This window comes from Bacteroides sp. NSJ-39 (assembly GCF_014287315.1).
Classification (GTDB): domain Bacteria; phylum Bacteroidota; class Bacteroidia; order Bacteroidales; family Bacteroidaceae; genus Bacteroides; species Bacteroides finegoldii.
Genome location: NZ_JACOOB010000011.1, coordinates 1 through 19807 on the forward strand (window position 1 = coordinate 1; position 19807 = coordinate 19807).

The following is a 19807-nucleotide window of genomic DNA, read 5'->3' on the forward strand; positions in this document are numbered from 1 at the left end:
TACTGATACCAAACTCTTATGGGAAGGTATTGTATGGCTTCATCGTCATCTGTGCAAACATTGCCAGACCTTGCACATACAACGTCCCCGTAACAAGTATCTTGATGTACGCCGTGCCTGTCTTGCTTATAGCAAACTGCGTAAACGCAGGAAATCACAGACTCGTATGATTACACGAAGGTTACTTCAGTTATTGGAAAAGTTACTTGACCAGCTGGAGCAGCTTCATTCATCCTACAGGAACAGGCTTGCACTATCCTCTGATTACCAAAGACGTTTCTCGGTCATACAGACAGTCCTTGAGCAAGGGAAGAATTTATTTGCAGGCAAAAAAGTGTCCAACCGTATCGTGAGTATCGACCGGCATTACCTTCGCCCCATTATCAGAGGCAAGGAAACCAAATCCGTTGAATTCGGAGCCAAAGTCAACAATATACAGATAGACGGAATCTCCTTTATAGAACATATCTCCTTTAAGGCTTTTAACGAAGGAGTACGTTTGAAAGACTGTATTCATCTGCAACAACAACTGACCGGGGTTAGGGTTAAGGCGCTTGCGGCGGATTCAATCTATGCCAATAATGCCAACCGGAAATTTTGTACAAAATATCATATAAGTACTTCCTTTAAGCGTAAGGGCAGAGCTGCCAAAGATGAGCCGCTTCGGAGAATCTTACGGTCGGAACTCAGCCGCGAAAGAGCTACCCGCCTGGAAGGAAGTTTTGGAACGCAGAAACAACATTACTCACTGGCCAGGATAAAAGCTAGAAACAGGAAAACGGAAGTACTTTGGATTTTCTTTGGGATACATACAGCCAATGCGGTATGTATGATAGAAAAGGTCGAAAAGAAAAAAAGAAAGGCAGCATAATCTGACTAAAATAACAGGAAAAACAGGAGAGGTTTTAACTTCCCCTAAAAAAGACATGTACATAATGCATGGGTGGGAAGGAAAAAACAAGAATATGTAAACAATATTCTACAAAAAAGATAGAAGACTGGGAGAGTTGAACGAAAAAATCAAGAGAAAAGCTCACGTAAAGCAAAGCTTTTCTCTTGATTTTTTAGAAAGAGGAACATTTACTGAATATCCCTAGCAATTCCGTTGCTAATGAAAACGCTCCGTCGTAGTGATTACGATGGGGCGTCTTCATTATAGTTAGTGTATGTTACAGTATAGTATGTTTTAGTAAACTGATTACTTTTTGAAACCGTTTGCTGTGGAGGTTTGCTTACACTTGTCGCATAGCCAATGCCTTATTCTCCGCAGCTTCCATAATTTCCCGTTCTCCGGGTCCTTTATCGTTAATACCGCAAAGATGAAGAATTCCGTGGATAATGACACGGTGCAGTTCGTTGTCATAAGAAGCGCCAAATTGCTCCGCGTTAGTGCGTATTGTGTCCAGACTAATGAATAAGTCGCCTGATAAACGATCGCCTTCACAATAATCAAAAGTAATGATGTCCGTGTAGTAGTCATGTTGCAGATACTGACGGTTTACCTCTAGAATCTTTTCGTCCGAGCAGAAGATATAAGCGATTTCACCGAGTCTTTTCCCGTAAGAAGCAGCTACGGCTTTTATCCATTCCGTAGTCTCACGTTTCTTGATATCAGGCATTTTTACGCCTTCTGTTTGATAAGTTACAGCCATAATTGAATGTTATGATTTAAAAGAAAAATAAATAACTGATTAAGATAGCGGCTATGATACCCGAGAAGTCTGCTATCAGACCGCAAGTCACCGCATTACGAGTCTTGGTGATCCCCACACTGCCGAAATAAACGGCCAGAATGTAGAATGTGGTGTCCGAAGCTCCGCGAACTACACAACTCATACGTCCTACAAACGAATCCGGTCCTAGTTCTTTCATCGTATCAATCATCAGGCCGTTTGCACCGCTGCCACTAAGTGATTTCATCAGTGCAGTAGGCAAGGCTCCGACAAAGCTTGTATCAACCCCACATAGACCTACTATATAACCGATGCCTCCCACCAGAAAATCCATTGCTCCTGAAGTGCGGAACACTGCAATTCCTACAAGAAAAGCAACCAGATAAGGGATGATGCGCACAGCCGTCGTAAACCCTTCTTTAGCTCCCTCTACAAATGAATCGTATACATTGATTTTTTTCCTGACTCCCGTCAAAATAAACAGGATGATGACACTGAACAGCAGAATATTCGCTATCAATGTAGAATAAGTACCCATATCCTCTCGTGAAACGCTTAGGAACAGATAAATCAAGCCGGAAAAGAAAAGGCAGATAACGCCCATTAAAAGGAGAATAGGCTTATTGATTAAGTTTATCTTTTGAGCGATGCTGACTGCTATGACTCCTACTAGAGTTGAAATGAAAGTACTTAGCAGAATAGGGATAAATACATCTGTAGGCTGTGCAGCCCCCATTTGTGCACGATACACCATGATACTGATCGGAATGATGATAAGGCCGGAGGTATTAATCACCAAAAACATAATCATCGGATTGGAAGCAGTGTCTTTTTTCGGATTCAGTTCCTGCAGCTCTTTCATGGCTTTCAGTCCCAACGGGGTGGCGGCATTGTCCAAACCGAGCATATTGGCAGACATATTCATAAAGATGGAGCCTAGCACCGGATGCCCTTTAGGAATGTCCGGAAACAAGCGGCAAAGCACCGGACTTAGAAAGCGGGCCAGTGCATTAATCAATCCACTGTTCTCACCAATCTTCATGATACCCAACCAAAGCGCCAATACTCCTGTAAGACCTAGCGAGATTTCAAAAGCGGTCTTTGAAGAGTCGAATGTAGAGTTCATGATAGCAGTGAATATCTCTGTGTCTCCAAGAAAAATAACTTTCAGGAGGGCGATGATGAAAGCAATAACAAAGAATCCTATCCAAATGTAATTTAGAACCATAGTTGATTGTATATAGATAATGCAAAAGTAATATTTTATCGTTGCTTTTCATGCTATCAGGCTTTTTTATTCAGCTTTCTTATACTGAAAATGAATGTAAATCTCTATCTTTGTCTCCTACTTTCAAGAAATAAATGGAACAGGAAGATTTTAACATACGCGAACATCAGCTTACTTCAAAAGAACGGGATTTCGAGAATGCACTCCGTCCGTTAAGCTTTGAGGACTTCAGTGGACAGGACAAGGTGGTGGAAAACCTTCGCATTTTTGTGAAGGCGGCGCGCCTGCGTGGAGAAGCACTCGATCATGTGCTGCTTCACGGTCCTCCCGGATTAGGAAAAACAACTCTTTCGAATATTATTGCCAACGAATTGGGAGTTGGATTTAAAGTAACTTCCGGTCCTGTACTTGATAAGCCAGGAGATTTGGCAGGTGTATTAACTAGTCTTGAGCCGAATGATGTGCTTTTTATTGATGAGATTCATCGGTTGTCTCCGGTAGTAGAAGAGTATCTTTACTCTGCTATGGAAGACTATCGTATCGATATTATGATTGATAAGGGGCCTTCTGCGCGCAGCATTCAAATTGATTTGAATCCTTTTACGTTAGTTGGAGCGACAACACGTAGTGGTTTGCTGACAGCTCCGCTTCGTGCCCGTTTCGGTATTAACCTGCATCTGGAGTATTACGATGATGATATCTTGAGTAGCATAATTCGTCGTTCCGCATCTATATTGGATGTGCCTTGTTCGATACGTGCGGCGGCTGAGATCGCTTCCCGCAGTCGTGGAACCCCTCGTATAGCCAATGCGTTGCTCCGTCGGGTACGTGACTTTGCGCAGGTGAAAGGCTCCGGCTCTATTGATACGGAGATAGCTCAGTTTGCATTGGAAGCACTGAACATCGATAAATACGGCTTGGATGAAATAGATAACAAGATTCTCTGCACGATTATAGACAAGTTCAAAGGTGGTCCTGTGGGACTGACGACTATTGCAACCGCTTTAGGAGAAGATGCGGGAACCATTGAAGAGGTATATGAGCCTTTCCTCATAAAAGAAGGATTCATGAAACGTACTCCTCGCGGGCGTGAAGTGACGGAGCTTGCTTATAAACATTTGGGAAGAAGTCTTTATAGCGGAAACCAGAAAACGTTGTTTGGTGATTAATGATCGTTTAATCATTGACCACCAAACAACTAATCACTAATAAAAATGGCAGAATTAAAATCATTGGCAAAAGACACAGCAATTTATGGTGCAAGCAGTATTATAGGGAAATTCCTCAATTATCTGTTGGTGCCTGTCTATACGATCTCCCTTCCGGCTTCGAGTGGTGGCTATGGGGTAATCACTAATATGTATGCCATTGTAGCTTTATTACTCGTATTGCTGACTTTTGGTATGGAAACCGGTTTTTTCCGTTTTGCAAATAAGGGAGATGATGATCCGAATCGGGTATATTCTACCTCTTTGTTGATGGTGAGTAGTGTCTCTCTTACTTTTTTACTTCTCTGTCTTCTGTTTTTGTCTCCTATTGCCGATTTATTCGGTTATGGAGAACATCCTTGGTATTTAGGGATGATGCTCATCGTGATTGCGATGGACGCCATACAAGCCATTCCTTTTGCATATCTGCGTTATAAGAAACGTCCCATCAAGTTTGCGGGGCTGAAGCTACTCTTTATATTTATCAGTATTTCTTTGAATATCACTTATTTCGTGGTTCTGAAAGGTACGGATGTAGGAGCTGCTTTCTTGATAAATTTGATTTGTTCGTTTACGGTGATGATGGGACTAATACCGGAATTTCGTGCTTTCCGTTATTGCATTGACCGTTCTTTGATGAAACGAATGCTCTATTATTCGTTTCCGATGTTGATTCTCGGTATTGCCGGAATCTTGAACCAGGTAGCCGATAAGATTATTTTCCCGTTTGTCTATCCGGATGAGGCTGAAGCAGCCGTGCAACTTGGCATTTACGGGGCAACCAGTAAGATAGCCATGATTATGGCAATGTTTACCCAAGCCTTCCGTTTTGCTTATGAGCCCTTTGTGTTTGGCAAGAGCAAGGATAAGGATAACAAACAGATGTATGCACAGGCTATGAAGTTCTTTATCATTTTCACCGTGCTTGCTTTTCTGGCGGTGATGTTCTACTTGGATATTTTGCGGTATGTCATAGGCCGTGATTATTGGGAGGGACTTCGTGTAGTTCCTATTGTGATGATTGCCGAGATGTTTATGGGTATTTATTTCAACCTTTCTTTCTGGTATAAGTTGACGGATGAGACCAAATGGGGAGCTTACTTCTCGCTGATTGCTTGTCTCATTGTCGTACTGATGAATATTTTCTTGATTCCTATATATGGGTATATGGCTTGTGCATGGGCAGGTTTCACCGGTTATGCTGTGGCTATGCTTCTGTCCTATTTTGTCGGTCAGAAGAAATACCCTATCGGGTATGACCTGCGGGGAATCGGTTGCTATGTGGCGTTAGCTGCCGTTTTGTACATTCTCGGGGAACAAGTGCCTATCTCTAATCTTGTGCTCCGTCTTGCTTTCCGTACCGTACTTTTATTGCTATTTATAGCTTATATTATCAAAAAGGATTTACCATTGAGTCAGATTCCTGTTATTAATCGCTTTATAAAGAAGAAATAACTATGAAGACAGATGAACGTAATAAGTTTGCTATCAAGTCCTTTCTGGGAGAATATCTGGACTTGAAAAAAGACAAGGATAACGAACTGGCCACCGTGGATTCTATCCGTAAAGGTGTAGAGTTCAAAGGTGCCAATTTATGGATCCTGATTTTTGCCATCTTTATGGCATCACTCGGATTGAATGTAAACTCTACTGCAGTAATTATCGGTGCCATGTTGATTTCTCCACTGATGGGACCTATTATGGGAGTAGGACTCTCTGTCGGACTGAACGACTTCGAATTAATGAAACGCTCTTTAAAGAGCTTTCTCATAACGACCGCTTTCAGTGTGACGACGGCCACTATCTTCTTCCTTCTTGCCCCTATTGCTGGTTCACAGTCAGAACTGCTGGCACGTACATCGCCCACTATTTATGATGTATTCATCGCGCTTTTTGGTGGTTTGGCAGGTGTGGTAGCTCTCTCTACCAAGGAAAAAGGAAATGTGATTCCGGGAGTTGCTATCGCTACTGCATTAATGCCGCCGCTTTGTACGGCAGGATACGGATTGGCGTCCGGTAATCTGATTTATTTTTTGGGAGCCTTCTATCTCTATTTCATCAACTCCGTATTTATCAGTCTAGCTACTTTTCTCGGTGTCCGTGTGATGCACTTCCAACGGAAAGAGTTTGTAGATAAAACCCGTGAGAAGACTGTACGCAAGTACATTGTTCTGATCGTCATTCTGACGATGTGTCCGGCCGTTTACCTGACCTACGGCATTATAAAAAGTACTTTCTACGAAGCGGCAGCCAATCGTTTTATTAACGAACAGCTGGGATTTGACAATACGCAGGTACTCGACAAAAAAATCAGTTATGAACATAAAGAAGTCCGCGTTGTCCTGATCGGCTCTGAGGTGCCGGATGCGTCCATCTCCATCGCTCGCAGCAAATTGAAAGAATATAAGCTGGACGATACAAAGTTAATTGTATTGCAGGGGATGAATAATGAAGCGGTAGATGTGTCTTCCATTCGTGCTATGGTGATGGAAGACTTCTACAAGAACAGTGAGCAACGGCTTCAGGAACAGAAAGTGAAGATCTCCCAACTGGAGAAAACTTTGGAAGAATACAAGACATATGATGCAATGAGCCGTAAACTGGTTCCTGAGTTGAAGGTACTTTATCCTTCCATTACCACTCTTTCCATTGCTCATTCACTTGAGGTACGGGTTGATTCGTTGAAAACGGATACAGTCACATTGGCTGTATTGAAATTCTCCAAACGCCCCTCCGTTGCCGAGAAAGAGAAAATCTGCGAATGGCTGAAAGCTAGGGTGGGAGCCAAGCAGTTGCGACTGATTACAGAATAATGAATCTAAAAATAAGAACATGAAATTCAGACTAACCGCCGTCGTGCTTCTTTCTATCTGTCTCTCGAATGCTTTTGCCGATGAGGGAATGTGGTTGTTGGGAAACCTTAAAAAGAACAAGCAGACAGAACGGGTGATGAAAGATCTTGGTTTGCAGATGCCTGTAAACAAACTTTATAATCCGAAGAAACCGTGTCTTGCGGATGCTGTGGTTAGCTTTGGAGGTTTTTGCTCGGGAGTGGTGGTCTCGGACGACGGGCTGGTTTTTACTAACCATCACTGCGGGTTCAGCAGTATTCAGCAACACTCTTCGGTGGAGTGCGATTATCTGAAAGATGGCTTCGTGGCGCGTAGCCTTCAAGAAGAACTGCCGAATCCGGAGTTGTATGTCCGTTTTCTGCTTCGCACGGAAGATGTCACCAAGCGGGTACTGTCTGCTGCCAAATATGCCAGAACAGAAGCGGAACGCAGGGTAGCCGTCGACTCTATCATGAATGTAATCGGAATGGAAGTTTCCGAAAAGGATTCTACCTTGACCGGTGTTGTAGACGCTTATTATGCGGGAAATGAATTTTGGCTTTCCGTCTATCGGGATTATAATGATGTACGCCTGGTTTTTGCTCCTCCTTCTTCTGTCGGTAAATTCGGGTGGGATACGGATAATTGGATGTGGCCGCGTCATACTGGTGATTTTAGCGTATTCCGTATTTACGCCAATGCCCAAAACGGTCCGGCGGACTATTCCCCCGAAAACGTTCCCTATCACCCCGAATATGTAGCTCCTATCTCTCTGGATGGCTATAGGGAAGGCTCGTTCTGCATGACGCTTGGTTATCCGGGAAGTACGGAACGTTATCTTTCTTCGTACGGTATCGAAGAAATGATGAACGGCATTAATCAGGCTATGATTGATGTGCGTGGAGTGAAGCAGGCTATCTGGAAGCGGGAGATGGACCATCGTCCGGATATTCGTATCAAATATGCTTCAAAGTACGACGAGAGCTCTAACTACTGGAAAAACAGCATTGGAACAAATAAGGCTATCAAGCATTTGAAAGTTCTGGAAAAGAAACGGGCGGCTGAGGCTGCGCTTCGCGAATGGATTCAATCTCATCCGGCGGAAAGAGAAAAGCTTCTTCGTCTTTTTTCTTCTTTGGAATTGAGTTACAGCGGTCGTCGGGAGACAAATCATGCCTTAGCCTATTTCGGTGAAGCATTTATTAATGGTCCTGAACTGGTTCAGCTTGCCTTGGAAATCCTGAATTTCGATTTTGAGGCGGAAGAGAAGCAGGTAGTTACACGTATCAAGAAACTATTGGAGAAATATGACAATCTGGATCTTGCCATTGACAAAGAAGTCTTTGTCTCCATGCTCAAAGAATATCAGGCAAAAGTAGACAAGAAGTATCTGCCTGCCATGTATGAGAAGATTGATACGCTTTACAACGGGAACATTCAGGCCTATGTGGATTCTCTGTATGCCACGTCCCAAATAACCTCTTCCAAAGGTCTGAAACGTTTCTTGGAGCGGGATACTACCTATAACTTATTTGAGGATCCGGCTGTAGCTTTAAGTCTCGATCTGATAGTGAAGTATTATGAGATGAATCAAAGTATTTCTGAGGCTTCCGAACAGATAGAACAGGGGGAGCGTGTGTTCAATGCTGCCATGCGTCGTATGTATGCCGACCATAACTTCTACCCCGACGCTAATTCTACCATGCGTTTGAGCTTTGGGACGGTGAACGGTTACTCACCTTTTGACGGAGCTGTTTATGATTATTATACGACTGTAAAAGGAATCTTTGAAAAGGTGAAAGAGCACGCCGGAGATATTGACTTTGCTGTCCAGCCGGAACTGCTGAGTCTGTTTTCTTCCGGTGATTTCGGTAGATATGCTAATGAAAAGGGGGATATGAGTGTTTGCTTTATCTCTAACAATGATATTACGGGAGGAAATTCCGGCAGTGCCATGTTTAATGGTAAAGGTGAATTGTTGGGACTGGCATTCGATGGTAATTGGGAAGCAATGAGCAGTGATATTGTCTTTGAACCCGAACTTCAACGTTGTATAGGTGTAGACATCCGTTATGTACTTTTTATTATAGAAAAGTACGGAAAAGCAGGGAATCTTATCAAGGAGTTGAAAATAGCCAAATAAAACAGTTTATATGTATACCGAAGTCTTTTTCACCACAGATTACACGGATTAACACAGATTAAGAGAGGAGAAACGTTTTATTCTTTTCTTTCTTCAATTCACGTTTAATCTTCGTCTTAATCTGTGTTAATCCGTGTAATCTGTGGTGAATCTATTTCTTCGGTTTTCTGCGTGCCCATCCTTCTTCGCTGAAGTCAGGCTCTTTATCTTTGAAGAATGCTTGCCAATCATCCTTCTTTTTAGGACCACGTGCGTTTGCGTATCCTCGTTCGGCACGGCTTGGTTTCTCTTTCTTGCCCGCTTTGGAACCTTTTACCGAGACCTCTTTGGACTTTCTATCCTTATTCTCGCGGCGTGGGGCACGTTCTTTACCTCCTTCTTCGTTGGATACTTCCACTACCACTTTGCGTCCGTTCCATTTACTGCGACTTAAAGCTTTTACTACATTGATCGTCTCCTTTTCCGGAACTTCGAAGAAAGAGAAGTTCTGCATCAGGTCGATACGTCCAAGCTCAATACGTCCGCGTGTATTGCTGTTGAGCAGACCGATAAGATCGCTAGGGAAGAAACTGTCCGTCTTACCCAAGTTGATGAACAGACGGTTGAAGCCCGGAGCGGCTTTCCTGCTTCTTTTCTCGAAACCACCTTCTTTGCGATCACCCCGTCCGGCACGTTCTCCGCGACTGTCGGTCGGGATCTCTATTTCGGCACGGTTACGGTAATATTCAGCGAAACGGTTGAACTCATGCGACACCATGCGTTTAATCAAGTCTTCCTTGCTTAACCATTCCAGTTTGCGGTAAATGTCCGGCATGAACTCGGCAATCTCTTCCTCATTGACTTTCACCTTTTCAAGTTCGTCAATCACTTTCAGCAACTGCTTCTGACAGATTCCGGTTGCCGTCGGCATTTCGCCCGGAATGAATTTTTTGCCGATAATGCGCTCTATCTCGCGCATCTTTCCTTTCTCGCGAAGGTTGATGATAGCGATAGAAGTACCAGTCTTTCCGGCACGTCCCGTACGACCGCTACGGTGGGTATAACTTTCCGTGTCATCCGGCAATCCGTAATTGATGACATGAGTCAGGTCGTCCACGTCCAGACCACGGGCAGCTACGTCCGTAGCGACAAGCAGTTGCAAGTTGCGGATACGGAATTTCTGCATTACAGCATCGCGTTGCGCCTGCGAAAGTTCACCGTGCAGTGAATCAGCGTTATAACCCTCCTGCATCAGTTTGTCTGCAATCTCTTGAGTTTCCTTACGTGTGCGGCAGAAGATGATACCGTAGATCTGCGGATAATAGTCAACGATGCGTTTCAGCGCTTCGTATTTATCTTTGGCGTGCACCGTATAGGCAACGTGCTTTACGTTACTGGTGCTTTCGTTTTTACGGCCAATCGTGATTTCCTTTGCGTTCTGCAGGTAATTCTTTGAAATACGTGCGATTTCCGGGCTCATCGTTGCCGAGAAAAGCAATGTGTTACGCTCCTTTGGAACATCGGCAAGAATAGCGTTGATACTTTCCGTAAATCCCATGTTCAGCATCTCGTCCGCTTCGTCCATCACAACATTGCGGATGGTCGATAGAGATACGGTTTTGCGTTCCATCAAATCCAGCAAACGTCCGGGAGTGGCGACAATGATATGTACTCCCCTTTTCAAGCTGCGTATCTGACTGTCGATGGAAGAACCACCATATACAGGCAGCACTTTCAGTCCGTCAATGTATTTGGAATAGTCGTTCAGATCTCCTGCTATCTGGAGACAAAGCTCGCGGGTAGGGCAGAGGATAAGCGATTGTGGAATTCTGTTTTTTACGTCAATCTGTTGGAGCAAGGGCAAACCGAATGCGGCTGTTTTACCTGTTCCTGTCTGTGCAAGAGCTACTACATCATTATTTTCTCCTAAAAGGTACGGAATCACTTCTTCTTGTACCGGCATGGGATTCTCGTATCCCATTTCTTCAATTGCTCTACGTATCTCCGGAGAAACGCCAAGCTCTTCAAATGTCTTCATTAAATCTCTGTATATCTTTTATTTCGGCTGCAAAGATAGTCAATTTATTAACAATATGCTGCGTAACTGCCTTATTTCTTCTGTTGAAAGTCCGATTCCTTTCTCCAAATAGCCCTGTATGCTTCCATATTCTGACTCGATTTGGTCTTTGGCGGCATTCAGAAAGTCTTCTTTAGCCGAGTAAATGGTGGTAATTGCTTCCTGTGAATTTGCCGGTAACTCGTAGGCATATTTTGAAGCTTTGGGAATGTTGAAATAATCATTACTTAAACGATAATCGGACATAATCACGTCTTCATTGACCCCTAATGCGGCAAGCAGCAAGGCTGATACTACCCCTGTCCGTCCTTTTCCGGATGTACAATGAATCACAGCCGGATAACAGTCCGGATTGAGAAGTATGTCGAACACTTCTCTGAACTCTTTTTGGTAATTTGCTACTAATTTCCGGTTCATACGTTCTACCAACCGGTAAATGGTGTCGCTTTTTATTTTCTCTTTCCGGATTCCTTGCAGGATACTTTCCATATTTCCTGTCGGGATGGGGATATGGACTATTCTAAATTCCTTATCATCCAGTTGCGGGTAATTGTGGAGTTCTTCTTCGGAACGGAGATCTATGATGGTGCGTATGCCCATATTTTTGAGTTCACGGCGCGAACCGGGAGAAATGCTGTCTATCTGTGCAGAACGATAGAGCATCCCCCAACTGATCATTTTCCCTGTATCGGTAGATTTATATCCTCCCAGATCACGAAAGTTCTGTACGCCGGGAATATTGACATTGCGGGTAGCTACTCTGACCCGGTATTTGTTGTTGAATACCATCATATAGTAATAGCGTTGGGAAGGATCTTCGGTGATGATTGTCATTTTTCCGTCGGAGATATTACTCATTGCCACAGGAGATTCTTCAGGAATCAATGTGGGGGATGTGGAAGCATAGACTTGTACCTGTCCTTTCAGCAAGGGAGCTGTTTCCCATTTGATGACACTGTTTCCTATGTTATTTTCTTCACATACCACCGATATGGTCGGTGAGGTGCCGGAACAGGAGGAAAGCCCCAGTAGAATGGTAAGCCAGCTTAACAGGTTCTTGTACATAGTTTTTTTGTCTGAGTAAATCATATACGCAAAGTTAGGAATTATCGGCAGATGTGGTAATTCCTTTGCGATAATTAGTCAATGTTAATAGTAATTTACGTGTTGAAAAGAAGGTGTGTCAAAATGCACCCCTTCTTTCTTTTACGCACAAAGCCCCGACTTTCACAAGCTGGGGCTTTGTTATTACCTAAAGATTTCGTATCTTTAGGCATAAGATTTTATACTATGACAAAGATACATTTTCGTCCTTACAATCCCAACCAAACAGTGCTTTTTCCTCCAAGAATTGATGAGGATATTGCAGAAAACGATCCGGTGCGCATGGTTGACGCCCTGGTTGAGGGCTTGAATCTTGAAAGTTTCAGAAAGCTGTATAAGGAATGCGGCCGCAGCCCTTACCACCCCAAGATGATGCTCAAGGTCATTCTGTATGCCTATATGAACAACATCTACTCCTGCCGGAAAATTGAAAAGCTCCTTCACCGTGACATCCATTATATCTGGCTGGCCGGATATGAGAAACCGGATTTCATTACCATCAACCGTTTCCGCAACCGGGTGAAGAAGGAAATCAACGAGGTGTTTACGCAAACCGTACTTCTTCTCTCTTCCAAAGGCTTCATCAGCCTGAATGTGGAATACATTGACGGGACAAAGATCGAATCCAAAGCCAACAAGTACACTTTCGTCTGGCGAAAAACGGTTGAGCGGAACCGTGAACGCCTGATGAAGAAGATACATGTCCTGTTAGGGCAGATAGACGATGTCATTGTCCGGGAGAAGTCATCAGAGAACAATGAGGAGGTTGAGTTCACTCCGGCCATGCTGACTGAAATGGCAGGAGAATTGCGTCATGCACTAGAAAAGGTTTCCGAGCCATCCGCGAAAGAGGAAAAGACTGCGTTGAAAAAGAAACGCAAACAGCTGAAGGAACTGGAAGAACACAGGGACAAACTGCAGGAATACGACTGCCATCTGGAAACGCTGCAAGAGAGGAATTCCTATTCCAAGACGGACAAGGACGCTACTTTTATGAGAATGAAGGAGGATGCCATGCGCAACGGACAGACGAAGCCCGGTTACAACCTTCAAATCGGCACCGAAAATCAGTTCATCACCGATTTTGCACTCTTCCCGAACCCTACGGATACACTGACCCTGATTCCTTTCCTGCAATCTTTTTCAAACAGGTATGACCGGATGGCCCATACGGTGGTTGCTGATTCCGGCTATGGCTCCGAAGAGAATTACCGCTTCATGTCCGAAAACGGCATGGAAGCCTACGTAAAGTACAACTATTTCCACATGGAGCAGCGGCCGAGATTCAAACCGGACCCGTTCAAGGCCGAAAACTTCTACTACAATGAAGAACATGACTTCTGCATCTGCCCTATGGGGCAAAGGATGCGGAGGATAGGCACCAGGAATGTGAAAACCGCATCCGGATATGTCAGCGAAAATGCACGGTACAGAGCTGTCAGGTGTGAAGGCTGTCCCCTGCGATGCCGCTGTTTTAAAGCAAAAGGAAACAGGACGATAGAACTGAATCATAGGCTTAGACAATACAAGCGGAGAGCCAAAGAACTGCTCTGCTCTGAGAAAGGACTGAAACACAGAGGGCAGAGATGCATAGAACCGGAAGCCGTGTTCGGACAAATTAAAAACAATATGAACTACAAACGTTTCCGACATTTTGGAAAGGACAAGGTCTTCATGGACTTTGCCTTCCTAGCCATTGCCTTCAATATAAAAAAGATGTGTGCAAAACTGACAAAAGAAGGTATGAATTGGCTGATTGGATGGTTTTATGAGCTTACTGTCGCTTTATTTAGATGCTGGAGACACATAAATCAAAGAAATCTTCGAATTATCGCAGCTTGAAGAAAATAAACCGATTTATATAGTGATGAACAAGAAAGAAGGTGCATCGTGCATTACGACACACCTTCGAATTGAATGGCTATCTTATAATTTATTTTACTGTATGCTGTTCAATAGATCTATTTTTCCTTCGTTGACCAACTTTAAAATGAGCTCACCAAATAAGGTGTTTTGCCATGCAAACCAGGCGCGTGTGAAGTTTTTAGGGTCATCCTTATGGAAAGATTCGTGCATGAATCCTGTTCCTGCGTCTGTATCCATCAGCATTTTTATGCAAGACTTAATTTCCTGGTCGTCCTGACTGGTGAATGCCTTCATCATGATACTCATAGGCCATACCATATCATAACCGATGTGAGGTCCTCCAATACCTTCTCCTGCCTTTCCTTTGAAGAAGTAGGGGTTGTCTTTGCTCCATACAAAACGACGTGTGTTTTGATAAATAGGATCGTTAATGTCTACATCCCCCAGATAAGGCATTGCCAACAGACTTGGTACGTTGGCATCATCCATTAAGAGATGATTTCCGAATCCGTCTACTTCGAAAGCATAGATTGTACCATATTTAGGATGATTGTAAGTTGCATATTTTTTTAATGCAGCTTCCACTTCTAATGCCAAATCTGTGCATTGTTTCGCCAGACTGGTGTTTTTGTTTACAACATTCAGAATTTCCGCAGCTTTCTTTAGAGAAGAAACAGCGAAGAAATTAGACGGTACGAGGAACTGTAAAGTTGTCGCATCGTCAGACGGACGGAAGGCTGAAACAATGAGTCCGACAGGATTCACAGGAGCACCTAAACCGTTGTTGTTTAATGTATCGAGTGCACGTTCCGTTTTGCGTTGAAATTTATAAGGTCCTACTCCCTCTTTGCGCTGTTGTTCCTTGAAAGTTGTCAGTATGTTGGTGATAGCCTGTATCCATTCATTATCAAAGATGCTTGCATCACCGGTTTCTTTCCAATATTGATAGGCCAGACGTAGTGGGTAACATAGAGAATCTATTTCCCATTTACGTTCGTGCAGTTCCGGTTTCATGTCGGTCAGGTCGGACATCCAATCTCCTCCCACAGCCCCGTCATTGAAAGCATTGGCGTATGGATCGATATTTATACATTTAAATTGTCTGCGTATCACTCCTTCGAGCATTTTCTTCAATTCCGGGTCTTTATTCGCTAATTGTATATAAGGCCAAACCTGTGCTCCGGAGTCGCGTAACCACATGGCATGGATATCTCCTGTGTAGACGAAAGTATCAGGCTTACCGTCTGTTGTACGGTAATGAACTGTTGTCTCAAGAGTATTTGGAAAACAATTCTCGAACATCCATGCCAATTTTTGATTAGTAAGTAGCTTTTTCACCCTGGTGATTTCCGCTTCCACGGCTTTTGATGTAAAAAGCCGCTTGTTTACGGGTGGACGATTACTTTTATAAGCGGCAATTTCAACTGCTTGATTAACCACATTGGTATGATCCTTAGCCAGAATAAGTTCTGTAGCTTTAGCAGGACCTCCCATTAATAGGGTGGTCGTGATGATACATATTCCGATATTTCTTTTCTTCATATCTCTATTGTTTTTAAGAGGGTTATTAAAAGTGATTATTATAAATCGATTCCGCCTAGTCTTCCATACATTTCTATGAAAGCAGCTTGTGTCAAGAGCCATTTTTTCTCGTTTTTATCTGTACCGCTCCAATCTGTCTGGAACAAGCCCCGTTCATCTCTGGCATGATGCCATGCGTAATCAAGACTTTTTTGGAAATCAGTTAGATAAGTCTTGTTATGGTCTATTTGATAAAGTTCAATAAAACCTCTTAGCATAACTGCTGTGAACCAAATATTTCCTTTTTTCAGTAATTGGAACGTTTGTCCGTCTGGAGAGGTGAAATGAGTGAAGAAGTGTTTGTGACACGCTTCTGCTATATTTTGGGCATCTTCCAGATAACTTTTCTGTTTGGTAATTTGATAGAGTAGGGCAGCTGCTTGCATCATTTGCCCACTGTTGTAGGCAAATTTGGCACGACCGATTTTTTTGTTGAGTGAGATGTTGTCAAAGTATAAATGATCTTTTGGATCTTCCAGATTCTTTTTAGTCCATTCGTATAACTCTTTTCCTTCTTTTAAATAGGCATCATCTTGAGTAGCTTGAAATAGCTTGAGAGCAAATACGGCTCCCGGTGCATTAGAACAAGTATTTTTAGATTCCTTCTTTTGTTCGCACCAGTAGATTCCTCCGCCGAGTACGTCATCTTTACCACTAAGGATAAACTTCCATATTAGTTTAGCTTTCTCCAGATAAGCTTGTTTTCCTGTCATACGATAAGAATCGGTAAAATCGATACCTAACCAGACGTTGTCATCATAAAAACGATCGGAGAGAGGTTGACTGCTGATATAAGATGAGTAAGCGAATGGTTCTCTTCGTGTGTCGAAGTATTCTTCCAATCCTGGTAGTACTTTGTTTTCCAGAAGCTTTTTATATTTCTTATTTCCAGTGCTCTCCAGTAATGCATTTACTGCAGAGGATGTGCCCGAATACGGCCAAAGGTAGGAATATTCATTGCGTCTTTTTGCTTGTTCTTCTGATGCCAGATAAGTCGCCTTATTGTCTTGGTTAAAAGGATAGTTCTCACGTAACAGACACGTGTTGGGTGCTGCATAGTTTTGGTAAAGAGCATCTAGGGTCTGCTGTGCTCTTTCTACGTCGGAACTGGCATTCGATAAAGTTAATGCACAAATAATATTCACTAATAAGTAATGCATGATTTTATTATTTTATAAATGATTATTGCATAAAAATATTTACTTGCTTCCACTTGTCTTCAGTATCATTCGCTACTTCTGCTCCTGGTGTGGAACGTCCTTCCTTTACATACTTTCTGATGAGTCGTGTCATTTCTTTTACTTCCTGTTCATAGCGTTTATCATGGATAATATTTTCTTTCTCTGATGGGTCTTTTTCAAGATCAAATAGCTGCATTGGAGGTAGTTGGGCCAAATCAGCAGGCTTATTGGGGTATCCCCATCCGCCTGAACCTCCATTAAAAACTAGTTTAAGTTGTGGTGTGCGTAGAGACAAATATCCTTTCCCTGATTCATAAATAAGGTCCTTTCGGGTAGAAGTCCCTTCTTTACTTAATATAGGCCACATACTGTAACTATCTACAGCCTCTTCAGTTTTTAGTTTATGATTGACCATTTGTGCAAAGGTCGCATAGAAATCGGTAAGAGAAACAAGGGAATTACTTATTTTATTCGAGAACTTCCCTTTCCAAGATACTATTAGAGGAATTCTGTGTCCTCCTTCGTAAATATCTGTTTTATATCCTCTGTAAATATAACTGGGAAAATGACCTTGCTTTTCCATTTCTTTTACGCTGATATAAGGAGCACAGCCATTATCAGAAGTAAAAATAATGATAGTATTATCCAATTGGTTATTTTTCTTCAATGTTTCCACGATTTGTTGTACCATATCATCTATCATGACTACAAAATCTCCGTAGGCTCCTATTGTTGTTTTACCTTTATATTTGTCTGACGGCAACACTGGTGTGTGTGGTGCTGTAATAGGCAAATATAGGAAGAATGGTTTTTTACTGTTACGCTGTTTGTCAATATAGTCTATACTATGACGTATTATGTTTGGTAGACAATCCTGTGGATCAAAGTCGGCTCCTGCCACTCCTCCGTGCATTAAACCGAGTCCCTTCTGCGGTTCAATGATATGGTCGGGAAGAGCAGTCACTTTATTGTTTTCTACATAAACATAAGGAGCTATGTCAAGAGAAGAAGGTATACCATAAAAATAGTCGAATCCTCGGTCTGTGGGACCATTTTTTATAGGTAATGAAAAGTCTACATCTTTCTTATTTTTCGCATTTTGAGGATATCCCCAATCCCAGCCTAAATGCCATTTTCCAATACAGGCGGTATTGTAGCCATTTTCAGAAAACATTTGGGCGATTGTCCGACGGTCGGGTGTAATCATAGCAGGTGAATAACCATCGAGTACACCTTCTTTTAATTTTGTTCGCCACGGGTATCTTCCGGTGAGAATGGAATACCGTGACGGGGTTGACAAGGCGGAAGAGGAGTGGGCATCTGTAAAAGTAATCCCATCTTGGGTTAGATTATCAATGTTAGGAGTAGGAATCTTAGATTCTGGATTGAATGCCGAGATGTCTCCATATCCTAAATCGTCCGCCAATATAAATATTACATTGGGAGATTGTGCTCTTACGACTGCTGTCGCAAGTAATGCGGATGAAAGGGTGATTAGTTTATGCATGTTTTTTTAATATGAGTGTAATATTTGCTCTAGACTTATGTTTTTAGGGGTTTGTAATAAAGGAAATTCTGGTAGTATACACATGGGTATTGCAGGATCTCCTACTTTCCAAGCTGGTATATTTGCAAAGAGTCTTTCTAGTTTTCTTCTTGATTTTTCAGCTTCGGCATTTCCTTTACCCTTTGCAATAGGATTCGTTTCTTTAGGATCCTTTATTGTATCGTAAAAATTACCATTGGAATAGAGCTTATATCGCATGTCTCTAAAAAATTGTTTTGCATTTTTACTCGCGGACGCGTTAAATCTTGAATCATAATGACAGAATACCCATTCGCGATACTTACCTTTTTCTCCCTTTATTTGAGGTAAAAAGCTTTGTCCATCTATATCCCATTGTTTAGGCACTTTAATATTCATAGCTTCTGCAAAAGTAGGCATAAAATCGGTGAAATCTATCATATCTGCACATTCATGCTTTGTATTGTTATTTTTTCCCCAATAAACTATCATAGGTACACGTACTCCAGTATCAATTGTTAGCCCCTTCCCCCCCCTTACTATTGTTCCATCTTTCATGGTTGTTCTTATGTTACGGTTTGTTCCGTTATCTCCAATAAAAATGATAATGGTATTGTTCAATAAGTTTAAATTTTCTAACTTGTTGAATATCATGTTTATGTTTTTATCCACATGTTCTACCATCTTTGTGAAATTGGCGGTATTGCGTACTTCACGCATGGAGGGATCTTTCCATACATCACTTTGAGGAGTGGGGTAAAATGGATCATGCACTAATACCATAGGATAATATATGAAAAAGGGCTTAGTTTTGTTCTTTTCAATAAAATCAATCACATATTGAGTGAATATATCCGGTCCATATTCATTGTTTGAGTAAAGCTTTATATTTCCATCTTGTTCTATTAGTGGAGCGGCATATCTTTCTTTTATCATCCTGTCATAGCTTAACTGCCAAAGGCAATAGTGATCGAAACCAAAATGATTAGGCAGATTTCTGTTTCTGCCTAATTGCCATTTGCCAGCTATCATAGTGGTATATCCGGCGTCCTTTGCTAAATGGGCAAAAGTTTTCTCCTTTTGATTTAAGTGCCCAAAGCAGGAGTAATTTTTATTATTGTATTTACCTGTCATTAGTTGTACGCGCGATGGTGTGCTTAAGGGTTGAGAGAAACAGTTGTCGAATCTCACTCCTATTTCTGAAAGTTTGTCAAGGTTTGGTGTTTGATAGGTACTGCCATAACATCCTAAACATTCACGTCCCATATCATCAGCTAAGATCAACACAATATTGGGCTGTTTGTTAGCTGTTTGGGCCATCAAAACGGAGGGAATTATAGCGAGACATTCCCATAAGAAGCTATTAATGACTTTCATTTGTTGATAGTTTTAGATGTTTATATTCTAACTC

General features: G+C 42.3%; 14 protein-coding genes. 6 read left to right on the top strand and 8 right to left on the bottom strand.

The features are described 5' to 3' along the window. Window positions 1–871, top strand: an 871-nt coding sequence (locus H8S63_RS13090; RefSeq protein WP_186927030.1) for a transposase, incomplete at its 5' end; no start/stop codon positions are given. Window positions 872–1232: 361 nt separating this feature from the next. On the opposite strand, the gene ybeY is transcribed toward H8S63_RS13090, so the two are convergent. Beyond that, window positions 1233–1652: an rRNA maturation RNase YbeY gene (gene ybeY / locus H8S63_RS13095; protein WP_007748675.1), complete on the bottom strand. Its 420-nt coding sequence runs from the start codon at window positions 1650–1652 to the stop codon at window positions 1233–1235. Between the two features lie 16 nt (window positions 1653–1668). Next, window positions 1669–2901 carry a nucleoside recognition domain-containing protein gene (locus tag H8S63_RS13100; RefSeq protein WP_186927031.1) on the bottom strand — a complete coding sequence of 411 codons (1233 nt, stop codon included), beginning with the start codon at window positions 2899–2901 and terminating at the stop codon, window positions 1669–1671. Between the two features lie 134 nt (window positions 2902–3035). Between H8S63_RS13100 and ruvB the strand changes: the two genes are divergently transcribed. The 4 genes from ruvB to H8S63_RS13120 are packed head-to-tail and all read left to right on the top strand — an operon-like array spanning window position 3036 to window position 9083. After that, the gene (ruvB, locus tag H8S63_RS13105) at window positions 3036–4070 is read left to right on the top strand and encodes a Holliday junction branch migration DNA helicase RuvB (protein ID WP_143867118.1); all 1035 of its coding nucleotides are present in this window, start codon (window positions 3036–3038) and stop codon (window positions 4068–4070) included. A gap of 45 nt (window positions 4071–4115) precedes the next feature. After that, on the top strand, window positions 4116–5564 hold the full coding sequence (locus tag H8S63_RS13110; protein ID WP_186927032.1) for a lipopolysaccharide biosynthesis protein: 1449 nt from the start codon (window positions 4116–4118) through the stop codon (window positions 5562–5564). A 2-nt stretch (window positions 5565–5566) separates the two neighbouring features. Then, window positions 5567–6922 (top strand): TIGR00341 family protein, encoded by a 1356-nt coding sequence (locus tag H8S63_RS13115; protein WP_007748686.1) that lies wholly within the window; start codon window positions 5567–5569, stop codon window positions 6920–6922. 19 nt (window positions 6923–6941) lie between these two features. Beyond that, entirely contained in the window at window positions 6942–9083 is a 2142-nt protein-coding gene (locus H8S63_RS13120) for a S46 family peptidase (protein ID WP_186927033.1), read from the top strand. A 151-nt stretch (window positions 9084–9234) separates the two neighbouring features. Here H8S63_RS13120 and H8S63_RS13125 read toward each other — a convergent pair whose 3' ends face one another. Further along, window positions 9235–11100, bottom strand: a complete 1866-nt coding sequence (locus H8S63_RS13125; protein WP_186927034.1) for a DEAD/DEAH box helicase — start codon at window positions 11098–11100, stop codon at window positions 9235–9237. A gap of 39 nt (window positions 11101–11139) precedes the next feature. After that, window positions 11140–12204: a tyrosine-protein phosphatase gene (locus H8S63_RS13130; protein WP_186927035.1), complete on the bottom strand. Its 1065-nt coding sequence runs from the start codon at window positions 12202–12204 to the stop codon at window positions 11140–11142. Window positions 12205–12429: 225 nt separating this feature from the next. Between H8S63_RS13130 and H8S63_RS13135 the strand changes: the two genes are divergently transcribed. After that, window positions 12430–14085, top strand: coding sequence for an IS1182 family transposase (locus tag H8S63_RS13135; protein ID WP_186927036.1), 1656 nt, complete (start codon window positions 12430–12432; stop codon window positions 14083–14085). A 96-nt stretch (window positions 14086–14181) separates the two neighbouring features. Here H8S63_RS13135 and H8S63_RS13140 read toward each other — a convergent pair whose 3' ends face one another. The 4 genes from H8S63_RS13140 to H8S63_RS13155 are packed head-to-tail and all read right to left on the bottom strand — an operon-like array spanning window position 14182 to window position 19773. Continuing rightward, on the bottom strand, window positions 14182–15651 hold the full coding sequence (locus tag H8S63_RS13140; protein WP_186927037.1) for a glycoside hydrolase family 125 protein: 1470 nt from the start codon (window positions 15649–15651) through the stop codon (window positions 14182–14184). 38 nt (window positions 15652–15689) lie between these two features. Next, window positions 15690–16850, bottom strand: a complete 1161-nt coding sequence (locus H8S63_RS13145; RefSeq protein WP_186927038.1) for a glycoside hydrolase family 76 protein — start codon at window positions 16848–16850, stop codon at window positions 15690–15692. Window positions 16851–16872: 22 nt separating this feature from the next. Then, window positions 16873–18378 (bottom strand): sulfatase-like hydrolase/transferase, encoded by a 1506-nt coding sequence (locus H8S63_RS13150; protein WP_186927039.1) that lies wholly within the window; start codon window positions 18376–18378, stop codon window positions 16873–16875. Between the two features lie 6 nt (window positions 18379–18384). Then, the gene (locus H8S63_RS13155) at window positions 18385–19773 is read right to left on the bottom strand and encodes a sulfatase-like hydrolase/transferase (RefSeq protein WP_186927040.1); all 1389 of its coding nucleotides are present in this window, start codon (window positions 19771–19773) and stop codon (window positions 18385–18387) included. Between the last annotated feature and the right edge of the window lie 34 nt (window positions 19774–19807).

Excerpts from the sequence above, each read along its gene's own strand:
- ruvB (WP_143867118.1), top strand. The coding sequence starts at position 3,036 with ATGGAACAGGAAGATTTTAACATACGCGAACATCAGCTTACTTCAAAA.
- H8S63_RS13110 (WP_186927032.1), top strand. The coding sequence starts at position 4,116 with ATGGCAGAATTAAAATCATTGGCAAAAGACACAGCAATTTATGGTGCA.
- H8S63_RS13135 (WP_186927036.1), top strand. The coding sequence starts at position 12,430 with ATGACAAAGATACATTTTCGTCCTTACAATCCCAACCAAACAGTGCTT.
- H8S63_RS13100 (WP_186927031.1), bottom strand. The coding sequence starts at position 2,901 with ATGGTTCTAAATTACATTTGGATAGGATTCTTTGTTATTGCTTTCATC.
- ybeY (WP_007748675.1), bottom strand. The coding sequence starts at position 1,652 with ATGGCTGTAACTTATCAAACAGAAGGCGTAAAAATGCCTGATATCAAG.
- H8S63_RS13120 (WP_186927033.1), top strand. The coding sequence starts at position 6,942 with ATGAAATTCAGACTAACCGCCGTCGTGCTTCTTTCTATCTGTCTCTCG.
- H8S63_RS13140 (WP_186927037.1), bottom strand. The coding sequence starts at position 15,651 with ATGAAGAAAAGAAATATCGGAATATGTATCATCACGACCACCCTATTA.
- H8S63_RS13155 (WP_186927040.1), bottom strand. The coding sequence starts at position 19,773 with ATGAAAGTCATTAATAGCTTCTTATGGGAATGTCTCGCTATAATTCCC.
- H8S63_RS13115 (WP_007748686.1), top strand. The coding sequence starts at position 5,567 with ATGAAGACAGATGAACGTAATAAGTTTGCTATCAAGTCCTTTCTGGGA.
- H8S63_RS13130 (WP_186927035.1), bottom strand. The coding sequence starts at position 12,204 with ATGTACAAGAACCTGTTAAGCTGGCTTACCATTCTACTGGGGCTTTCC.
- H8S63_RS13125 (WP_186927034.1), bottom strand. The coding sequence starts at position 11,100 with ATGAAGACATTTGAAGAGCTTGGCGTTTCTCCGGAGATACGTAGAGCA.
- H8S63_RS13150 (WP_186927039.1), bottom strand. The coding sequence starts at position 18,378 with ATGCATAAACTAATCACCCTTTCATCCGCATTACTTGCGACAGCAGTC.
- H8S63_RS13145 (WP_186927038.1), bottom strand. The coding sequence starts at position 16,850 with ATGCATTACTTATTAGTGAATATTATTTGTGCATTAACTTTATCGAAT.